At 64.9% G+C, this 18,700-nt stretch carries 18 protein-coding genes, 2 tRNA genes and 1 other RNA gene; 13 read left to right on the top strand and 8 right to left on the bottom strand.

From position 1 onward, the window contains the following. Positions 1–21 precede the first annotated feature (21 nt). An RNA gene (gene rnpB, locus GUY23_RS09125) (RNase P RNA component class A) lies at positions 22–391 on the bottom strand. A 141-nt stretch (positions 392–532) separates the two neighbouring features. Here rnpB and GUY23_RS09120 point away from each other — a divergent pair. Then, positions 533–1,309: a YaaA family protein gene (locus GUY23_RS09120; RefSeq protein ID WP_166971633.1), complete on the top strand. Its 777-nt coding sequence runs from the start codon at positions 533–535 to the stop codon at positions 1,307–1,309. A gap of 26 nt (positions 1,310–1,335) precedes the next feature. Here GUY23_RS09120 and GUY23_RS09115 read toward each other — a convergent pair whose 3' ends face one another. Continuing rightward, positions 1,336–2,064, bottom strand: a complete 729-nt coding sequence (locus GUY23_RS09115; RefSeq protein WP_166971631.1) for a zinc ribbon domain-containing protein — start codon at positions 2,062–2,064, stop codon at positions 1,336–1,338. Between the two features lie 14 nt (positions 2,065–2,078). Continuing rightward, positions 2,079–2,969 (bottom strand): Nif3-like dinuclear metal center hexameric protein, encoded by an 891-nt coding sequence (locus GUY23_RS09110; protein WP_166971629.1) that lies wholly within the window; start codon positions 2,967–2,969, stop codon positions 2,079–2,081. Positions 2,970–3,121: 152 nt separating this feature from the next. Between GUY23_RS09110 and GUY23_RS09105 the strand changes: the two genes are divergently transcribed. Together GUY23_RS09105 and GUY23_RS09100 are read left to right on the top strand one after the other, a co-directional pair. Continuing rightward, positions 3,122–4,651, top strand: a complete 1,530-nt coding sequence (locus GUY23_RS09105) for a fatty acyl-CoA synthetase (protein ID WP_166971627.1) — start codon at positions 3,122–3,124, stop codon at positions 4,649–4,651. Positions 4,652–4,720: 69 nt separating this feature from the next. Continuing rightward, positions 4,721–6,130, top strand: coding sequence for a uracil-xanthine permease family protein (locus GUY23_RS09100; protein WP_166971625.1), 1,410 nt, complete (start codon positions 4,721–4,723; stop codon positions 6,128–6,130). A gap of 50 nt (positions 6,131–6,180) precedes the next feature. Here the strand turns inward: GUY23_RS09100 and GUY23_RS09095 are convergent. Further along, positions 6,181–6,257, bottom strand: a tRNA-Pro gene (locus tag GUY23_RS09095). Positions 6,258–6,339: 82 nt separating this feature from the next. Between GUY23_RS09095 and GUY23_RS09090 the strand changes: the two genes are divergently transcribed. The 3 genes from GUY23_RS09090 to GUY23_RS09080 all read left to right on the top strand — a co-directional run bounded on the left by GUY23_RS09090 (position 6,340) and on the right by GUY23_RS09080 (position 7,737). Continuing rightward, positions 6,340–6,837 (top strand): TetR family transcriptional regulator, encoded by a 498-nt coding sequence (locus tag GUY23_RS09090; RefSeq protein ID WP_166971623.1) that lies wholly within the window; start codon positions 6,340–6,342, stop codon positions 6,835–6,837. Positions 6,838–6,972: 135 nt separating this feature from the next. Beyond that, positions 6,973–7,049: transfer RNA gene (locus GUY23_RS09085), tRNA-Val, on the top strand. Positions 7,050–7,137: 88 nt separating this feature from the next. Next, positions 7,138–7,737 carry a DUF2249 domain-containing protein gene (locus GUY23_RS09080; protein WP_166971621.1) on the top strand — a complete coding sequence of 200 codons (600 nt, stop codon included), beginning with the start codon at positions 7,138–7,140 and terminating at the stop codon, positions 7,735–7,737. A gap of 58 nt (positions 7,738–7,795) precedes the next feature. On the opposite strand, the gene GUY23_RS09075 is transcribed toward GUY23_RS09080, so the two are convergent. Continuing rightward, positions 7,796–8,128, bottom strand: coding sequence for a DUF1801 domain-containing protein (locus GUY23_RS09075; RefSeq protein ID WP_228282819.1), 333 nt, complete (start codon positions 8,126–8,128; stop codon positions 7,796–7,798). 260 nt (positions 8,129–8,388) lie between these two features. Here GUY23_RS09075 and GUY23_RS09070 point away from each other — a divergent pair, with 260 nt between their 5' ends. Then, positions 8,389–9,150, top strand: a complete 762-nt coding sequence (locus tag GUY23_RS09070) for a MerR family transcriptional regulator (protein WP_166971619.1) — start codon at positions 8,389–8,391, stop codon at positions 9,148–9,150. Between the two features lie 27 nt (positions 9,151–9,177). Here GUY23_RS09070 and GUY23_RS09065 read toward each other — a convergent pair whose 3' ends face one another. The 3 genes from GUY23_RS09065 to GUY23_RS09055 form a co-directional block, all read right to left on the bottom strand. Next, positions 9,178–9,582, bottom strand: coding sequence for an HIT family protein (locus GUY23_RS09065; protein ID WP_166971617.1), 405 nt, complete (start codon positions 9,580–9,582; stop codon positions 9,178–9,180). A 62-nt stretch (positions 9,583–9,644) separates the two neighbouring features. After that, the gene (locus GUY23_RS09060; protein ID WP_166971615.1) at positions 9,645–10,112 is read right to left on the bottom strand and encodes a redoxin domain-containing protein; all 468 of its coding nucleotides are present in this window, start codon (positions 10,110–10,112) and stop codon (positions 9,645–9,647) included. Further along, complete coding sequence (locus GUY23_RS09055) at positions 10,109–10,552, bottom strand: DUF3052 domain-containing protein (protein ID WP_166971613.1); 444 nt, start codon at positions 10,550–10,552, stop codon at positions 10,109–10,111. Before GUY23_RS09055 ends, GUY23_RS09060 begins: the two co-directional genes overlap by 4 nt. A 261-nt stretch (positions 10,553–10,813) precedes the next feature. Here GUY23_RS09055 and aceE point away from each other — a divergent pair, with 261 nt between their 5' ends. From aceE to GUY23_RS09025, 6 genes are all read left to right on the top strand, one after another. After that, a complete protein-coding gene (aceE, locus tag GUY23_RS09050) occupies positions 10,814–13,576 on the top strand; it encodes a pyruvate dehydrogenase (acetyl-transferring), homodimeric type (RefSeq protein ID WP_166971611.1) in 2,763 nt (920 codons plus the stop codon). 147 nt (positions 13,577–13,723) lie between these two features. Next, positions 13,724–14,923, top strand: coding sequence for a PucR family transcriptional regulator (locus tag GUY23_RS09045; protein ID WP_166971609.1), 1,200 nt, complete (start codon positions 13,724–13,726; stop codon positions 14,921–14,923). 55 nt (positions 14,924–14,978) lie between these two features. Beyond that, positions 14,979–15,884, top strand: coding sequence for an ACP S-malonyltransferase (locus GUY23_RS09040; RefSeq protein WP_166971607.1), 906 nt, complete (start codon positions 14,979–14,981; stop codon positions 15,882–15,884). Positions 15,885–15,903: 19 nt separating this feature from the next. Further along, entirely contained in the window at positions 15,904–16,905 is a 1,002-nt protein-coding gene (locus GUY23_RS09035; RefSeq protein WP_166971605.1) for a beta-ketoacyl-ACP synthase III, read from the top strand. A 118-nt stretch (positions 16,906–17,023) separates the two neighbouring features. Beyond that, positions 17,024–17,275 carry an acyl carrier protein gene (locus GUY23_RS09030; RefSeq protein ID WP_009882400.1) on the top strand — a complete coding sequence of 84 codons (252 nt, stop codon included), beginning with the start codon at positions 17,024–17,026 and terminating at the stop codon, positions 17,273–17,275. A 66-nt stretch (positions 17,276–17,341) separates the two neighbouring features. After that, positions 17,342–18,586, top strand: a complete 1,245-nt coding sequence (locus GUY23_RS09025) for a beta-ketoacyl-[acyl-carrier-protein] synthase family protein (protein ID WP_166971603.1) — start codon at positions 17,342–17,344, stop codon at positions 18,584–18,586. The last annotated feature ends 114 nt before the right edge of the window (positions 18,587–18,700 follow it).

Below are 18,700 nucleotides of genomic sequence, written 5' to 3'. Positions count from 1 at the left end.
GCGAGGTAGGAAGACGGCGAAGAGGACAGGCCACCGATACGCCGGGTTCTGTCGACGAGTCGGTCACCCTTCTCGCCTGACGGCCATCTATCTGGGACCGATGTTGCCACCGGCCTCAAGCAATCCACCCGACAGCTCGGCGAGCAGCCTCGAACGCTGTCTGTCTGATCTTGCTCCGGATGGGGTTTACCCAGCGGCACCGGTCACCCGGCACCCTGGTGGTCTCTTACACCACCGTTTCACCCTTACCCGACCGGAGTCGGGCGGTCTGCTTTCTGTTGCACTGGCCCGCGGGTCGCCCCGGGTGGGTGTTACCCACCATCCCTGCTCTGTGGAGCCCGGACGTTCCTCAGCCCTCGAAAAGGAGAGCCGCGACCGTCTGGTGACCTGTCCTCAAGCACCCCAGTCTAGCCCCTGCACCGAAGCCGAACACACCGGACCTCGCCCGAGCGGGGAACAGGAGCGAAGAACGTGACGAAGGTCATTCGGGCCCCGTCTCCGTCGGCTCCTGACGTGCTCCTACGATGGACTGGTGAAGATTCTGCTGCCGCCCTCCGAGGGTAAGACCCCGGCCGAAACCGGTCCGACCCTCGACCTCGAGACTCTTTCGTCGCCCGAGCTCAATCCCAGCCGGGAACGAGTCCTCACCGCACTGAAGAGAGTCTCGAAACGTCGAGACGCCCTCGAACAGCTCGGCGTCGGTGCATCCTTGGCCGCGGACGTCGAACGCAACACCGTCCTCGACTCGATGCCCTGCGCCCCGGCACTGCTCACGTATTCCGGCGTCCTCTTTGAAGCGATGGGCGCGGCCGAACTCGTGTCACGCGCCGGTGCGGACACGGCCCTCAAGGAGCGGCTGCAGCACGTTCAGGTCTTCTCCGCTCTCTTCGGCCGCGTCCACGGACTCGACGTCATCCCTGCCTATCGGTTGGCGATGAAGACCGGTCTGGGGACGTTGGGCAGGCTGACGTCGTTCTGGAAGCCGATCCTGGCGAAGACTCCCGATCTCGCTCCCGCCGAGGTGGCCCTCGACTGCCGCTCGAGCGATTACCGATCCGCGTGGCCAGGGCCCAACAATCAGGTGATCACCATGGGTGCAGTGACCGTGAGCGGCGGGAAGCGACGCGTGGTCTCACACTGGGCGAAGTTCTATCGCGGCGAGTTCGCCGGCCGTCTCCTCTCCGATGACCGGGCGCTGCCGGCGAGCACCGATGAGCTCGTGGCCCGGGCCGAGGAGAGCTACGAGGTCGAGTTCGCTCCGCATACGAAGTCGAAGCCAGCGACCCTGACGATCGTCCTGCCGGGCTGAAGGTCGGCCTGCGGCCGGTCCGGGCGTCAGCTGCGGCGCAGCAGCACCGCCTCGCATTCTTCGCATTCGTAGGTCTCGTTGACATCGGCGCCGAGCATCGCATTCCACGCTGCTCCCCCGATCTCCTGCCCACATGCCTGACAATTCGGTCCCGAGAGCACGGCTGCTCCCGGACCTCCCTGAGCGACGTTCGCATCGAAGGCGGTGACGATTTCTGCCGGGAGCTCGACCTTCGCCTCACGCACCGAGGCGGCATTGTCCTCGAGAAGGCCCAGCAGCTCGGCCTTGCGCTCCTTCACCGCAGTCTGGACCTCCCTGCCGGAGGACGTGACCTCGGCGATGCGGCCCTCGACGTCGGCAAGTCCCGCCTCGGCGACTTCGAGGTTCTCCATCTCGGTCAGTTCGGTCTCTTCGAGTTCGGAGACGCGGGCTTCGTGACCCGCGATCTCCTCCTGGAGGTTGACCATGTCTCTGCTGGTCAGTCCCGTGCCGTCGTTGAGTTCTGCGGTCTTCTTCTCGATCTTCGCCCGCTGGTCTTCGATGAGCGTGTTCGTTTCGGCGATCGTCGACCGATGCCTGTCGACGACCTCGGTGGCCTGCGTCTTCTCCTCGCCGAGTCGTTGGTGGTTCGTAACGAGCTCCTGGAGTTCGGCGGCTCGTTTCGGGTGGTCATGTTCGTGGCGCAGGGCGCGGCCCGTGGCCGTGAGTTCGATGAGGGTCTGCAGCGCGGTGCGCTGGTCGTCGGTGATGAGCATCGTCGATCTCCTCGTCAGTAGCGTTCGACCCAGGGGTCCGTGTTGATGGCCGAGTGCTGCAGTGCGACCGTGAAGCCGCGGGCGGCGAATTCGGCGTCGAGTTCTCGGGCTGCGGCGTCCAGCCACACGGTCTCCGAGGCCCAATGGGAGACGTCGATGAGCTGGGGGCTCCCGTCGTGGCGGTTTGCGGTGTCGCGTGCCTCGGTGGCGGGGTGATGACGCAGGTCAGCGGTGATGAAGACCTCAGCTCCGCTGGCCCGAACGTGGTCGAACAGGGAGTCTCCGGCGCCTCCGCAGACTGCCACCCTCGTCACCGTCGCCGCCGGGTCTCCGGCGATCCGCACGCCCGTCGTCGTCCGCGGCAGTGCCTCGGCGAGGGTGCGGGCGATGTCGCGTACCGGGGTCGGACGGTCCAGGTCGCCGACGCGGCCGATCCCGGTCGGACGGTGCGCCTCGGCGGCCGAAGAATCACTCTCCGCAGCGGACCGGGGCGTCGCCGGGATCTGCTGGGAATGCGTGACGAGCGGCTCGGCGTCGGTGATGCCCAGCAGGGAGATGAGGACGTCGGAGACTCCCCCGCGGGCGGAGTCGGCATTCGTATGCGCGTTGAACAGGGCGATGTCGTTGCTGATGAGCGTGTGCACCGCTCCGCCTTTGAGTGTCGAGGCATTCACGGACTTCACGGGTTTGAGCATAAGCGGATGATGGGTGAACACGAGATCGGCATCGAGCACGACCGCCTCGGCGATCACCGCGTCCATCGGGTCGAGGGCCAGGAGGATCGAACGGACCTCCGCCTCGGGTTCGCCGACGGACAGACCCACGGAATCCCAGGACTCGGCGAGGGCCGGCGGCCACAGCGAATCGAAGACGTCGACGCAGTCACTCACCTTCGGATGCTTCATGGGACCACACTATTACATCCGAGGACCGCGGGCGTGGCCGTTGCCTTCCGCGGTCAGGTCGCGCAGCGGGCCCCGGGTCGGGTCGCGGATGACCCTGCCGGAGTGATGAGACGCAGTTCACTTTTCCTGGCGGCCGCTCCTATATTTGGCACATGACCTCTACACAGCCCGCACCCACGATGTCCACCGCGTCGACGGTTTCCGACCTCGTCCGCCGCAGCGCCGGTCGGTTCCCCACGTCCACGGCCGTCGAATTCGCCGACCGGACCTGGACCTATGCCGAACTCGATGCCGCCGTCACGGCCGTCGCACGTGAACTCGTGCGCCTCGGAGCCGCGAAGGGCGACCGTGTGGCCGCGTACGGCAAGAACTCCGACGTCTACCTGCTCCTCTATCTCGGCTGCGCCCGAGCGGGCATCATCCATGTTCCCGTGAATTATCAGCTGAAGAACGATGAGCTCGACTACATCCTCGACAACGCCGGAGTGGGAATCGTCTTCGCCGATCCTGACCTCGTCGACGCCGTCACAGCCACGACCACCGGCGCGGCGGCCGAGGTGCTCGACCTGAACTCGCTCGTGCCGGTCGCCTCCGCAGAGGACATCAGCCCCGCAGGCGACGGGGAATTCTCCGTCGCCGACACCGATGTCGCACAGCTGCTCTTCACCTCCGGCACCACCTCGGCGCCGAAGGGCGCGGTGATGACCCATCGTGCCCTCATCCACGAGTACCTCTCCGCGCTCCTCGTCCTCGACTTCGACGGAGGTGACCGCGCCGTCCATGCGCTTCCGCTCTATCATTCGGCCCAGATGCACGTCTTCCTCCTGCCGCTGCTCTCGATCGGGGCGCACAACATCATCGTTCCCGCACCCGTGCCCGAGCAGCTGCTGGCACTGTTCGAAGAGCGTGAGATCAATTCCTTCTTCGCCGCGCCCACCGTCTGGGTGGCACTGGCCAACAGCCCCGACCTGCAGACTCGCAACCTCGACAGTCTCCGCAAGGCCTACTACGGCGCCTCGATCATGCCCGGTCCGATCCTCGAGCGCCTCCGGGAGAGACTGCCCGAACTCGGGTTCTACAACTGCTTCGGCCAATCCGAACTCGGACCGCTGTGCACGGTCCTGCGGCCCGAGGACCACGACGCGCACCCCGGGTCGGCCGGCAGACCGGTGATGTTCGTCGAAACGCGCGTCGTCGACAGTGAAGGACAGGACGTGAGACCAGGAGACGAGGGTGAGATGCTCTACCGCTCCCCACAGCTGTGCGAAGGCTACTGGAACCGACCCGACGCCACCGCGGAGGCCTTCGCCGACGGCTGGTTCCATTCCGGCGACCTGGTCAAGGTCGACGAGGACGGATTCGTCGAGGTCGTCGACCGAGTCAAGGACGTCATCAACACCGGAGGGGTCCTCGTCGCCAGCAGACAGGTCGAGGATGCGATCTTCGAACTCCCCCAGGTCGCTGAAGTCGCCGTCGTCGGTGTCGCCGACGAGAAGTGGATCGAGGCGATCTCCGCGTTCGTCGTCCGCCGACCCGAGCAGGGCGAGCTGACCGCCGACGAGGTGATTGCCCACGTCAAAAGCCGCCTCGCCGGCTTCAAAGTGCCCAAACGGGTCGAATTCGTCGCAGAGCTGCCGAAGAACTCGGCCGGGAAGATCCTCAAACGCAGCCTGCGTGGGTAACCCCGTGACTGCGCATAGACTTCTTCCGACGGTTCGGACTCGAACCGAGCGGACGCAGCAAGGAGCACAATGGTGAGATCGGTACAGGCGGATGACGAACCTCATGTCATCCGCCGCGGATGGCGACTGCATGGGAACGGGCGCACGATCGCCCCGGGAGAACGGGTCCTCCCCGAGGAACGGCTGAGTTGGCCGCGGACCATCAGCATCGGCGCTCAGCACGTCGTCGCGATGTTCGGAGCGACCTTCCTCGTTCCCCTGCTCACCGGCTTCCCTCCCTCGACGACGCTCTTCTTCACCGCGATCGGGACGCTCCTCTTCCTGCTCATCACGAAGGGCATGATGCCCTCCTACCTCGGTTCGTCGTTCGGGCTGCTCGCCCCGATCGGTGCGGTCACCGGATTCTCAGCGACCGCAGGCGAGGATCTCGACTCCCACGCTATGGCGCTGGCTCAGGGCGGAATCATCTCCGTCGGAGTCACGCTCGCGCTCGTCGGGCTCGTCGTCCATTTCGTCGGCGTCCGGTGGATCGAGGTGACGATGCCGCCGGTGGTCACGGGTGCGATCGTCGCCCTCATCGGCCTCAACCTCGCCCCGGCCGCCTGGGACTGGGTCAAGGCCGCTCCCCTGACCGCCGTCATCACCATCGTCGCGATCCTCATCACCACCGTGGCCTTCCGCGGCATGCTCGGACGCCTGTCGATCCTCATCGGAGTCTTCGTCGGCTACGCGGCCGCCTGGCTGCAGGGTCAGATCGACTTCTCGACGGTCTCCCAGGCCAGGTGGGTCGGACTGCCGACCTTCCATGCACCGGCCTTCGATCTCGGATACCTCGGTCTCTTCCTCCCCGTCGTCCTCGTCCTCATCGCCGAGAACATCGGCCACGTGAAGTCGGTGGGGGCCATGACCGGCAGGGATCTCGATCGTCTGACCGGCCGCACTCTCTTCGCCGACGGCTTTTCGACCATCCTCGCCGGATCCGGCGGAGGGTCGGGCACGACGACCTACGCCGAGAACATCGGGGTCATGGCGGCCACACGCATCTTCTCCACCGCCGCGTATCTCTGCGCGGCGATCATCGCGCTCATCCTCAGCATGCTGCCGAAGTTCGGGGAGATCATCGCCACGATTCCGCCCGGCGTCCTCGGCGGTGCCGCAACCGTCCTCTACGGAATGATCGGACTGCTCGGCGTGCGGATCTGGGTGGAGAACCGGGTCGACTTCTCGAATCCGATCAACCTCAACACTGCGGCGGTGTCCCTCATCGTCGCCATCGCGAACTTCACGTGGTCGCCCGGCGGACTCCAGTTCGAGGGGATCGCACTGGGCACTGCCTCGGCGATCGTGGTCTTTCAGCTGATGAAGGCGATCGCCCGGTGGCGGGGCACCGATCCCGATGCCCTGGTCGAGAGCCTCGCCGAGGCGGCCGATCCCGTCGAGGCGGATGCGCAGTCCCGTACAAAGACCGACCCCGGCTGACAATGCAAAGTGCCGCAACCTCGCCTCAGCGATGTTGCGGCACTTTTCCCTGGTCGGGATAGCGGGATTCGAACCCACGACCTCCTCGTCCCGAACGAGGCGCGCTACCAAGCTGCGCTATATCCCGTGACCAGGAACTACTATAGCGAGGGGAACGCGATCTGAAAAATCGAGATCGACGACCGGCGAAGAATGAAAGGTATGTCTCATTGGCACTGACAGCCGAGTCCATCACTCACACCGCTTTGGACATCCTTTCGCGCTACGGACTCGGCGATCTCTCCATGCGTCGACTGGCCCGTGAGCTCGAGGTTCAGCCGTCCGCGCTCTACTGGCACGTCAAGGACAAGCAGTCTCTGCTCGTCCTCATCTCCAAAAACCTCAAGGTCGAGGTCGACAACGTCTGCCCCGTCACCGCCGACCCGCTCGCTGCGGCCATGTCCCTGCGTGAAGTGCTGTTGAAATACCGCGACGGAGCCGAGATCGTGCTGCTCGGCTACTCCATCGCCGCCGCAGACGTCACACCCCGAGCGCTGAGCAGCGAACGACTCGGCGCCGAGGTCTCGCAGGGCATTCTCACACTGACCCTCGGGGCCGTGGCCGTCGAGCAGAACCGCCGACTCTTCGACATCGACCCGGCGGGCGCCGCAGAGAACTTCGCGGCCAACGCCGCGGCGATGCTCGTCGCCGTGCGGTCCCAGTCCTGACCGAAACGCCCGGCACCAAGGTTCAGGACCAGCTCGAGCGACGATGCCCCGGATTCGCCGGTGCGTCGAATTCGGCGGACCTGTCCGGATATGGCATACTGATCAAGCGCTGACGAGGTCATCGTCTGCACAGTGGGGCCTATAGCTCAGTTGGCTAGAGCATCTCGTTTACACCGAGAGGGTCGGGGGTTCGAGTCCCTCTGGGCCCACCAGGACGAACGCCCTCCTCCGGGAGGGCGTTTTCGCATCCATGGTGAGAGCTTCTACAGGCATCAGCCGGATCGATTCAGAGGAGCTGCAGTGGCCGATGAAGTCGTCATCGACGTCCGAACCATTCCGACGCCCCAGCGGCACCCGCACATCATCAAGACCTACGAGGAACTCGAGGTCGGCGAGGCGCTGATCCTCGTCAACGATCATGTGCCCGAAGCACTGCGGGTGGAGATGGTTCGGGAGTACGCCGATGCGGTCGGCTGGGAACCATTGGAGAGCACCCCGGATGCGGTGCGGGTGCGCATCAGCAGGCGAGCATCCACCCCAACGCCGAGGGTCGTCCTCGATGTCGCCGAAATCACCGACGCAGCGCGGCCTGCCGAACCCGCGGGTTCTGTCTGGCAGCTGTCTCCGCAGCAGCGAGGCCTCGATGCCAATGTCATCGCTCTTGAGCCGGGCGACGAGATCCGCGAGCATGTCGGCCCGGACCTCGACGTCCTCATCCACGTCCTCACCGGCGCCGGCACACTCGAGACAGAGACCGGCTCGATCGAGCTGACTCCCGGTCTGATCGTCTGGCTGCCGCGTCGGTCACAGCGTCGCTTCATCGCCGACGCCGAGGCGGGGCTGCGGTATTTCTCCGTCCACCAGCGCAAGCAGGGACTGACGATCACCGCTCGCCCCTGATCACCCAGGCGATCTCCGACCAGGGCACCGCTTTGCGGTGCATCGCTGACAGCCAGAATCAGTCCGGTCGATCGGGATCATCTGGCCTTGCTGCGGCCATGCCGATCAGCCTGCGCAGCACCGCCTCGTCGATATTCTCCAGTCTGCGCACGTACACGCAACCGGCACCCTCGGTGTACCGCCCGAGCTGGGACAGCAACTGTGCGCTTTCAGACAGGTCCTTGAGTCCGTACAGGGAGAGCTGGGTCTTTCGCGGCGAGAATCCGGTCTTCGGCCATTCGCCTTTGGTGCGCTGATTCACAGGAGACCGATAGCGATAGCGCCCATAACCCACGATCGACGGGCCCCACAGCACGGGATCTTCCCCGATGACGTCTCCGGAAGATCGCATCGAGCCTGATGCCGTCCTCACGGCGCTTCTCAGGCGTGACAGCGGCCAGAAAACCAGCAACATCGGCGTCGGTCGGCTGTGTCTTGTTCTCTGCCATGTGAGGAGTATGACACGGGTCACTCCCCCGCAGGAATCCATGCCCGACCGTCCCGTCGACGACCTTGTCGGGGACCCGTTCGCCGCACTCGACGCCATCAGCGCAGCGGCTTGAGACACCCGCCCTTGACCTTGACGCTGCGTCAACCCCTAGAGTCTTCGCTATGGACTGGTCCATTCAGGAAACAGCACGGTTGACGGGAACGACGAGCCGAACACTGCGCCACTACGATGCGATCGGCCTGTTGCCGGCGACGTACATCGCCGACAACGGCTATCGCTGCTACGACGAGGCTGCTCTGGTGCGTCTGCAGCGCATCATGCTCCTCAAGGAGCTGGGTCTGCCGTTGGCGCGGATCGCTGAGGTGCTCGATCACAGCGAGGATCCCATCGCAGCGCTCGAGCACCATGTGCTCTCACTCGCACGCGAACGAGAGCGCATCGACCGGCAGATCGCCGCCGTCACCGCGACCATCACACGATTGAAAGCAGGTGAGCCGCTCATGGCGGAAGAGATGTTCGATGGGTTCGACCATCGAGAACACGAACGGGAAGTGACCGAAAGGTGGGGCGCCGAGGCGTATCGGCGCTCCGATGTGTGGTGGTCAGGACTGAGCAACGAGCAGAAGACGGACTGGAAGGCCCGAATCGAGGCTCTGTCGCGGGATTGGATTGCCGCCGCCGAGGCGGGGGCCGACCCCGAATCTGACCGATGCCAGGACCTGGCCCGACGCCATATCGAATGGCTGAAAGCCGTACCGGGCACTCCGGCGCATGACCCCGAGGGCGATCTCGCCGGCTATGTCCGCGGTCTCGGTCAGATGTACGTCGATGATCCCCGGTTCGCGGCGAACTACGGCGGAAGCTCCGGAGCCGAACTGGTCAGGGACGCCCTCGACCACTACCTCGAGACCCATCGGGTCTGAGGCCGCTCCTCTCGGATCTCCACGGTCTCAGGACAGCTCGGTCAGTGACTGCCGGATCTTCTCAGCAGGCACTTCCAGCTGCTCCGGGGTCTGCATCGGGGCGCGATCATTGATGTCGAAATCATCCATCGAATTCGTCGGCAGCACGTGGATGTGCAGGTGTGGGACCTCGTAGCCGACGACGAGCAGTCCGATCCTCTCGCAGTCGAAGGCGTTCTTCTGCGCCTCGCCGATCCTCTTCGCCACGGCCATGAGATGGTCGAGCAGATCCTGGTCGGCATCGATCCAGTGCGAGATCTCCTCGCGCGGGACGACCATGACGTGGCCTTCGGTCATGGGAGCGACGTCGAGGAAGGCGACGCACTTCTCGTCCTGGTGGACGAAGGTGCCGGGGATCTCGCCGTCGATGATCTTCGTGAACAGCGTAGCCATGTGGGGTCCTCCTGTACTCTCAGCGCAGGATCGTGGTCCGAGTCCTGCGCTGCTGTCGGATGTCAGAGGCTGGAGAGTGCCGCGTCGAAGTCTGCGGAGAAGTTCCGAGTCTCGGTGCGGGCGACCTGCCTGCCAGTCACGATCGTACCTGTCGGAGAGAGGACGAAGACTCCGCGTTCGGCCACCCCGTGATCCGAGTCGAAGACGCCGAATGCTCGGGCGGTCGCACCGTGCGGCCAGAAGTCCGACCCCAGGAGGACTGCGGTCCCCGTCTGCTGCGACCATGCCGCAAGCGTGTACTTCGAATCCACGGAGACGACGAGGACGTTGACAGCATGTCCCGCTTCTCGCATCCGTGACTGCCACCTGTCGAGGGCGGCGAGTTCGTCGCCGCAGATCGGCGAGAAGGCGAACGGAACGAATGCGAGCACGAGTGCGCAACGTTCGGTCGCCTCGGCGAGGGTGATGACCGATCCGTGCTGATCGGGAAGTGAGAGATCCGGGGCCCTGTCACCGGGCCGCAGAATCATGAATAGTTCTTTTTGCCCACGAGCCGGAATCCGGCCCAGTCGTCGGCGGCGCTGACCGTCGAGGTCACATGCATACCGGCAGTGGGCGCCGCTTCTGAGATATCGGCCGGGCTGATGTGACCGGGACGGTTGGCCTTGGGGCTGAGCAGCCAGACGACTCCGCCCTCCTTGAGGGTGGCCTGGGCGTCGACGAGGCCGTCGATGAGGTCATCGTCGTCCGATCTCCACCACATGAGGATCACGTCGTAGACATCGTCCTCTTCGCCGTCTGCGATCTTATCGCCGATGATGCTCTCGATCGCCTCGCAGAGTGCCTGGTCGACATCGTCGTCATAGCCGATCTCTTGCACATAGTCGCCCTTGTTCAGCCCGAGGTTGTGTCCCAGCTCGGCTGCGAGGGTCGAAGTGGAGGATGTCCTTTCAGAAGCGGAGTTGCTCATGCCTGTATTGTTCCGCCAACTGAGGTCAAGGTGCAAATGTCGGCGCGTCTGCCGACCGCAACCACAACCAAACCGCATCGAAGCACGCGATTGCGTCAGGCAGATCACAAGCGATCGGCAGAGCGAAGTTCGCCCGCCCGTACTAGGCTGATGCCAGTATCGGGTGGACCCTGGGCTCAGACATCCTGCGGACCACACTCCATCTGACGGACATGATCTCTACACCAATGAAGATCGTGGAGCTGAAGAGAGGACCACATCGTGGACAATCGGAATCAGGGCGGACCCATCCTCAACGGGCTGCCCAGCCAGGTGCCTGACGTCGACCCGGAGGAGACCGAGGAATGGCTGGCCTCCCTCGACGGCCTCATCGACGAGAGCGGTCGCTCCCGCGCGCGCTACGTCATGCTGCGTCTGCTCGAGCGCTCGCGCCAGAAGCAGATCGGGGTTCCCAGCCTCACCGCCACCGACTATGTCAACACCATCGGTCCGGAGAACGAACCCTGGTTCCCCGGTGATGAAGAGGTCGAGCGTCGCTACCGTCGCTGGAACCGCTGGAACGCCGCCATGCTAGTCCATCGCGCTCAGCGCCCGGGCGTCGAGGTCGGGGGCCACATCTCGACCTACGCCTCCTCAGCCACGCTGTACGAAGTCGGCCTCAACCACTTCTTCCGCGGTAAGGACCACCCCGGCGGCGGCGACCACATCTTCTATCAGGGCCATGCCTCGCCAGGAATGTACGCTCGCGCCTTCCTCGAAGGACGGATGACCGCCGATCAGCTCGACGGCTTCCGGCAGCAGCAGTCGCACTTCATCGACGGCAAACCGCAGGGTCTGCCGTCCTACCCGCATCCGCATCAGCTGCCCGACTTCTGGGAGCACCCGACGGTGTCGATGGGTCTGGGACCCATGAACGCCATCACGCAGGCCCAGTTCGACAAGTATCTGCACAACCGCGGCATCAAGGACACCTCCCAGCAGCAGACGTGGGCGTTCCTCGGTGACGGTGAGCTCGACGAACCCGAGAGCCGCGGCATGCTCCATGTCGCCGCGTTCGAGGAACTCGACAACCTCAACTTCGTCATCAACTGCAACCTGCAGCGACTCGACGGACCCGTCCGCGGCAACGGCAAGATCATGCAGGAGCTCGAGTCCTACTTCCGCGGTGCCGGATGGAACGTCATCAAGGTCGTCTGGGGTCGCGAATGGGACGCCCTGCTGGCCAAGGACCGTGACGGGGCTCTGGTCAATCTCATGAACGTCACCCCCGACGGCGACTACCAGACCTACAAGGGCGAATCCGGCGGGTTCGTCCGCGACAACTTCTTCGGCCGCGATCCGCGGACGAAGGCGATGGTCGAGAACTACAGTGACGAGCAGATCTGGAACCTCAAGCGCGGTGGTCACGACTACCGCAAGGTCTACGCCGCGTACAAGGCCGCGATGGAGCACACCGGCCAGCCGACCGTGATCCTCGTCAAGACCGTCAAGGGCTACTCGCTCGGACCGCACTTCGAGGCCCGCAATGCGACGCACCAGATGAAGAAGATGACGGTCGAGGACCTCAAACTCGCCCGTGACCACTTCCAGATCCCGATCTCGGACAAGGAGCTCGAGGAGAACCCGAAGCTTCCTCCGTACTACCACCCGGGAGTCGACGCACCGGAGATCGAGTACATGCAGGAGCGACGCGCCGCTCTCGGCGGGTACTCCCCCGAGCGTCGCAGCACCCACATCGATCTCAAGATGCCGTCCGAGAAGGCGTTCGAGGCCGGTCGTCGCGGTTCCGGCAAGCAGCAGATCGCGACCACGATGGGCTTTGTGCGCATCCTCAAGGACCTCATGCGGGAGAAGGAGTTCGGCCACCGGATCGTCCCGATCATCCCGGACGAGGCCCGCACCTTCGGCATGGACTCGTTCTTCCCGACGGCGAAGATCTACAACCCGCACGGCCAGAACTACATCTCTGTGGACCGGGACCTGTTCCTGGCCTACAAGGAAGCCACCGACGGTCAGCTGCTGCACGTGGGCATCAACGAGTCAGGCGCGACTGCCGCACTGACGGCGGTCGGCACCTCGTACGCCACGCACGGTGAGCCGATGATCCCGTTCTATATCTTCTACTCGATGTTCGGCTTCCAGCGCACCGGCGACTTCTTCTGGGCTGCCGGCGATCAGATGGCCCGCGGCTTCGTCCTCGGCGCCACCGCCGGACGCACCACCCTGGTGGCCGAGGGACTCCAGCACGGCGACGGACATTCGCACCTGCTCGCCTCGACGTACCCGTCGGTCGTCTCTTACGACCCGGCGTACAGCTACGAGATCGCTCATATCGTCAAGGACGGCATCCACCGGATGTACGATCCCGCCGATGAACGCGACCCGAACGTCCTCTACTACATCACGATGTACAACGAACCGATGGTGCAGCCGGCCGAGCCGGAGGACCTCGACGTCGAAGGCGTCCTCAAGGGCCTCTACCTGCTCAAGAAGGGACCCGACAACGGGGGCCCGAAGGTGCAGCTGATGGCCTCGGGCGTCGGAGTGCCGTGGGTCCTCGAAGCTCAGGAGCTGCTGGATCAGGACTGGGGAGTCTCTGCCGACGTGTGGTCGGTGACCTCGTGGACCGAGCTCCGCCGCGACGGACTCGATGCGGAGAACGATCGGCTGAAGAACCCCGAAGCCGAACCGCGCGTGCCCTACGTCACGGCGAAGATGGCCGAGGCCGAAGGCCCTGTCATCGCGACTTCGGACTACATGCGGGCCGTTCCCGACCAGATCCGCCAATACGTGCCCAGCCACTTCACCTCGCTCGGCACCGACGGCTACGCGATCTCGGACACCCGTCCGGCCGCCCGCCGCTACTACCTCGTCGACGGACCGTCGGTGGTCACCCAGGCCCTCCTCTCACTGGCCGACACCGGTGCAGTGCCGAAGGAGAAGGCCGCCGAGGCGGCGCAGAAGTACCAGCTCGACGACGTTCGTGCCGGCGCCTCGGGATCGACCGAGGGTGCAGGAGCCTGACCCTCTGCCAGTGCCCGAGCGCTGAGCTCGACCACTGCTCGCGAATATGGCCGGAGTCTCAAAGACTCCGGCCATATTTGTACCCAGATCGAAGAGTTTGTATGTCGCTGACAAGCAGCTTGTGACTATTCGTCTAAAGTGGTGGCCATGATGTCCGATTCCGAGACCCTGCGCCGTCGCGCCGAAACCGCCCGCCGACTGCGTGCCGGAGTGGGAGTCCTGTCCTCGGTGACCCTGCAGCGACTCGAGACGCAGCTGCCCTGGTACCGCACGATGTCCTCATCCGACCGCTCATGGGTGGGAGTGCTCGCCCAGTCGGGAATCTCCTCCTTCATCGACTGGTACCGCAAACCCGATACGAACCTGCGCGTGGTCTCCGACATCTTCAAGAACGCCCCCCGTGACCTCATCCGCGCCATCAGCCTCCAGCAGACCCTGCAGCTGCTCAAGACCGTCGTCGAGGTGGTCGAGGAACGCGTGCCCGATATCGCCCGCCCGGCCGAACAGTCGGCTCTGCGCGAGGCCGTGCTCATCTACTCCCGTGAGGTCGCCTTCGCCGCAGCCGACGTCTACGCCCGGGCAGCCGAAGCCCGCGGCAGCTGGGATGCCCGGTTGGAGGCCATGGTCATCGACGCCCTCGTGCGCGGAGACTCCGTCGATGAACTCGCCAGCCGCACCGCAGCCTTCGGCTGGCAGTCCGACGGCCCGGTCTGTGTCATCGTCGGCCGGGCACCCCAGCGGTCGGCGAAGAAGGGGCTCGAATCCGTCAGGCGCAAGTGCCGCCGCTGGGCCGATGACGCGCTCGTGGGCATCCATGACAATCGGCTGCTCATCGTCCTCGGCGGGGTCACCGAGCTCGACGCCGCCGTCGAGGACCTCTCCGACTGCTTCGGCCCCTCTGAAGTCATCGTCGGGCCGACGGTTCCGGCCCTCGCCGAGGCGGCCACCTCGGCGAAGGCCGCGATCCGGGCCCTCAAGGCCGCCACCGCCCGTCCTGACTCCCCCCGGCCGGTCAAGGCAGACGATCTGCTGCCCGAACGTGCCCTGTCCGGTGATGCGATGGCGCTGCACGAACTCATCGCACGCTATTACGAGCCGCTCACCTCGGGGACGGGACAGCTGCTCAAGACCGTCAGCGCCTATGTCGAGTTCGGCGCCTCCCTCGAAGCCACGGCCAAGGCCCTGTCCGTGCATCCGAACACCGTGCGCTACCGTCTGCGGAAGATCACGGACGCGATCGGACTCGATCCGACGACGTCGCGCGATGCCTTCGTCATCCATATCGCATTGGTGTACGGACGACTGTCAGAGGACGGCCTATTGTCGAACACCGACAAAACTCCTTGACCTGGACATTGTGTCCACTAGATTGATCTGCGAAACCCAACGAAAAGAGAACTGAGTGCTAGCAATCACCTGCCCGGGCCAGGGCGCCCAGAAATCCGGATTCTTGAGCTCCTTCCTCGAACTCGAGACCTTCTCCGCCCAGATCGACGAACTCCAGGCCGCCTCGGGGATCGATCTGCGTCTGCACGGAACGGAATCCGATGACGAGACGATCAAGGACACCGCGCTGGCTCAGCCTCTCCTCGTCGCCTCGGCGATCGCGTGCGCCGCGGAACTCGGCGTGACGCCCGCCGTCGTCGCCGGACATTCGGTCGGCGAGATCGCCGCAGCGCAGCTCGCCGGAATCTTCACCTCGGCCGATGCCATGTCCTTCGTGTCGGTGCGTGCGAACGGAATGGCCTCGGCCGCCGCTGCCACCCCCACCGGCATGTCCGCCGTCGTCGGCGGAGTGCCCGAGGATGTGCTCGCCGCCATCGAGGCCGCCGGCGCCAGCCCCGCCAACGTCAACGGCGGCGGGCAGACCGTCGCCGCCGGTTCCCGCGAAGCCCTGGATGCGCTGGCGGAGAACCCACCGGAACGAGCACGAGTCATCCCGCTGCCCGTCGCCGGTGCCTTCCACACCGAGTACATGGCTCCGGCCACCGAGGCACTCGACGCCACCGCCTCGGAGCTCGAGATCTCCGACCCGCAGGTGCGCATCCTCACCAACTCGGACGGTTCGGCCGTGGCCGGCGGCCGCGACTACGTCGATCTGCTCGTCAAGCAGGTCACCAACCCCGTGCGCTGGGACCTGTGCCAGGAGTCCCTCCTGGCCGAGGGAGTGACCGGGATGATCGAGCTCGTTCCCGGCGGCACACTCACCGGAATCGCTCGCCGCGCCATGAAGGGCGTGGAGACATTCGCCATCAAATCAGCCGCCGACCTCGACGGCGCGCGTGAGTTCGCGGCAGCACACGCCTGAGCATCAAAGGACAAGAGTCATGCCAACACTGAAGACAGCCGAGCCGGCGCGGTTCTCCCGCATCGCGGGAATCGGCGCCTACCGCGCCGAGAACCTCGTCACCAACGACGACATCGCCGGACCGATCAACTCCTCCGACGAATGGATCCGCCAGCGCACCGGCATCATCACGCGTCGACGTGCGAGCAAGGACGTCGGCGTCCTCGACATGTGCGAAGAGGCGGCCCTCGAGGCCATCGCCTCCTCCGGGCTCAAGCCCGAGGACATCGGCGGCATCATCATCTCCACCGTCACCTTCCCGTACTTCACCCCGTCGGCGGCCGCCGCGCTCACCGATCGCCTCGGCACCGGCCCGGTGCCTGCGTGGGACATCAGCGCCGCCTGCGCGGGATACTGCTACGGAATCTCGCAGGCCGATGCCCTGGTGCGCGCCGGCACGATGGACAACGTGCTCGTCATCGGTGCCGAGAAGCTCTCGGACGTCATCGATCCCGAGGACCGTTCGATCTCGTTCATCCTCGGCGACGGGGCGGGAGCCGTCGTGGTCACCTCATCGGACGAACCGGGCATCTCGAAGACCGTCTGGGGATCCAAGGGTGAGAACTGGTCGACGATCCGCATGACCGACTCCCTCATGGACATCCGCGACGACCGTGATCTGCCGTTCCCCACCCTGCGTCAGGACGGACCGACCGTCTTCCGCTGGGCCGTCTGGGACGGCGCCGAGGTGGCCAAGGAAGCGCTCGCCGCGTCGGGAGTCGAAGCGAGCGATCTTGCCGCCTTCATCCCCCATCAGGCGAACATGCGCATCATCGACGAACTCGCCAAGCAGCTGAAGCTGCCCGAGTCCGTCGTCATCGCACGTGATATCGCCGACAACGGGAACACCTCGGCGGCGTCGATTCCGCTCGCCACCGAGCGTCTCCTGCGCGAGCAGCCCGAACTCAGCGGGGGCTTGGCCCTGCAGATGGGCTTCGGAGCGGGACTCGTCTACGGTGCACAGGTCGTGCGCCTGCCCTGAGACACACCATTCACGGAAAACTCTCCGTGAATGTCCTAAGATATTCGGCGGGACACTCGTCGAAAAGTTCCTCAAGCGGCCGAAAGACCCTCGGCCGGAATCAGAAAGTAGGAAAGAAATGGCATTCACCGAAGCTGAAGTCCTCGCTGGGCTCGCAGAGATCGTCAACGAAGAGACCGGCCTGGCTGTCGAGGCAGTCGAAGCCAACAAATCGTTCACCGACGACCTCGACATCGACTCCATCTCGATGATGACCATCGTCGTCAACGCTGAGAAGAAGTTCGGAGTCAAGATCCCCGATGACGACGTCAAGGACCTCGTCACCGTTCAGGACGCTGTTGACTACATCAACAAGGCTCAGGAAGCCTGAACCAAGCATCCGAACACGGCCCGTCCACAGACGGGCCGTGTCCACTCTATCGACGAGGTTTGTACCATGACATCTAAAGTTGTCGTCACCGGCATCGGTGCGGTAACCCCCTTGGGCGCGACTGTCGATGCCACTTGGGAAGCCATTCTGGCCGGCACGTCCGGCGTCCACACGATGGACAACGATTGGTCCGAGAAGTACGGCCTCGCCGTCGACTTCGCCGCTCAGGTCGACCCACAGGTCGTCGAAGACAATCTCAAACGCGTTCAGGCCAAGCGTCTTGACCCTTCGAGCCAGTTCGCACTCATCTCCGCCCGTGAGGCCATGGCGGATGCCGGCCTCGAGGAGACCGACCCGGAACGCACCGCCGTCTCCTGGGCGACCGGCATCGGCGGAGTCTGGACCCTGCTCGACGCCTGGGACACTCTGCAGGAGGAGGGCCCGCGCCGGGTCATGCCCCTCACTGTTCCCATGCTCATGCCCAATGGACCGGCAGCGGCCATCGGCATGGAGTTCAAGGCTCGTGCCGGAGTGCAGACGCTCGTCTCGGCCTGCGCCTCATCCACCGAGAGCCTCGGCCACGCCTACGATGTGCTCGCTTCCGGCCGCGCCGACGTCATCATCGCCGGCGGGTCCGAAGCCGCGATTCACCCGATCACCCTGGCCGCGTTCAACTCGATGCAGGCGCTGTCGCGTCGCACGGACTCACCGGAGACCGCATCGAGGCCCTATGACGTCGACCGTGACGGATTCGTCATGGGTGAAGGCGCCGGTGCACTGATCCTCGAGACCGAGGAGCATGCGAAGGCCCGTGGTGCGAAGATCTACGCCGAGGTGGCCAGCTGGGGCATCTCGAACGACGCGTACCACATCACAGGTGGTGAGCCGGAGGGCAAGCACGCCCTGGCTGCCATGCAGCAGGCTCTCGACGCCGGCGACCTGTCGGCATCCGACATCAAGCACGTCAACGCCCACGCCACGTCGACTCCCGTCGGCGACATCCCGGAATCGCTGGCGATCAGCGAGCTCCTCGGCGACAGCGTCGCAGAGACCCTCGTCTCGGCCACGAAGTCGATGACCGGTCACCTCCTCGGTGGAACGGGCGCTGTCGAGGCGATCCTCACGGTCAAGGCACTGCAGACCCGCACCGCTCCCCCGACGATCAACATCGACGAGGTCGATCCGAAGGTCGTCGGCATCAACATCGTGCGGGACACTCCAGCGGAGCTTCCTTCGGGAGACATCGCAGCGATCACGAACTCGTTCGGCTTCGGCGGTCACAACGCCGTCGTCGCGTTCCGCTCCGTCTGAGCAGCGTCGCTCCACGCGAGCGACGTGCACAGAGGCGATTCGGCCCCGCACAGTGTTCCGGCCCCGTTGGGGGTGGACAGTCAAGATCTGAGACTGTGCCATCCACCACCAACG

It is taken from the genome of Brevibacterium atlanticum, from assembly GCF_011617245.1.
GTDB lineage: Bacteria > Actinomycetota > Actinomycetes > Actinomycetales > Brevibacteriaceae > Brevibacterium > Brevibacterium atlanticum.
This window is presented reverse-complemented; position numbering and strand designations above follow the sequence as displayed.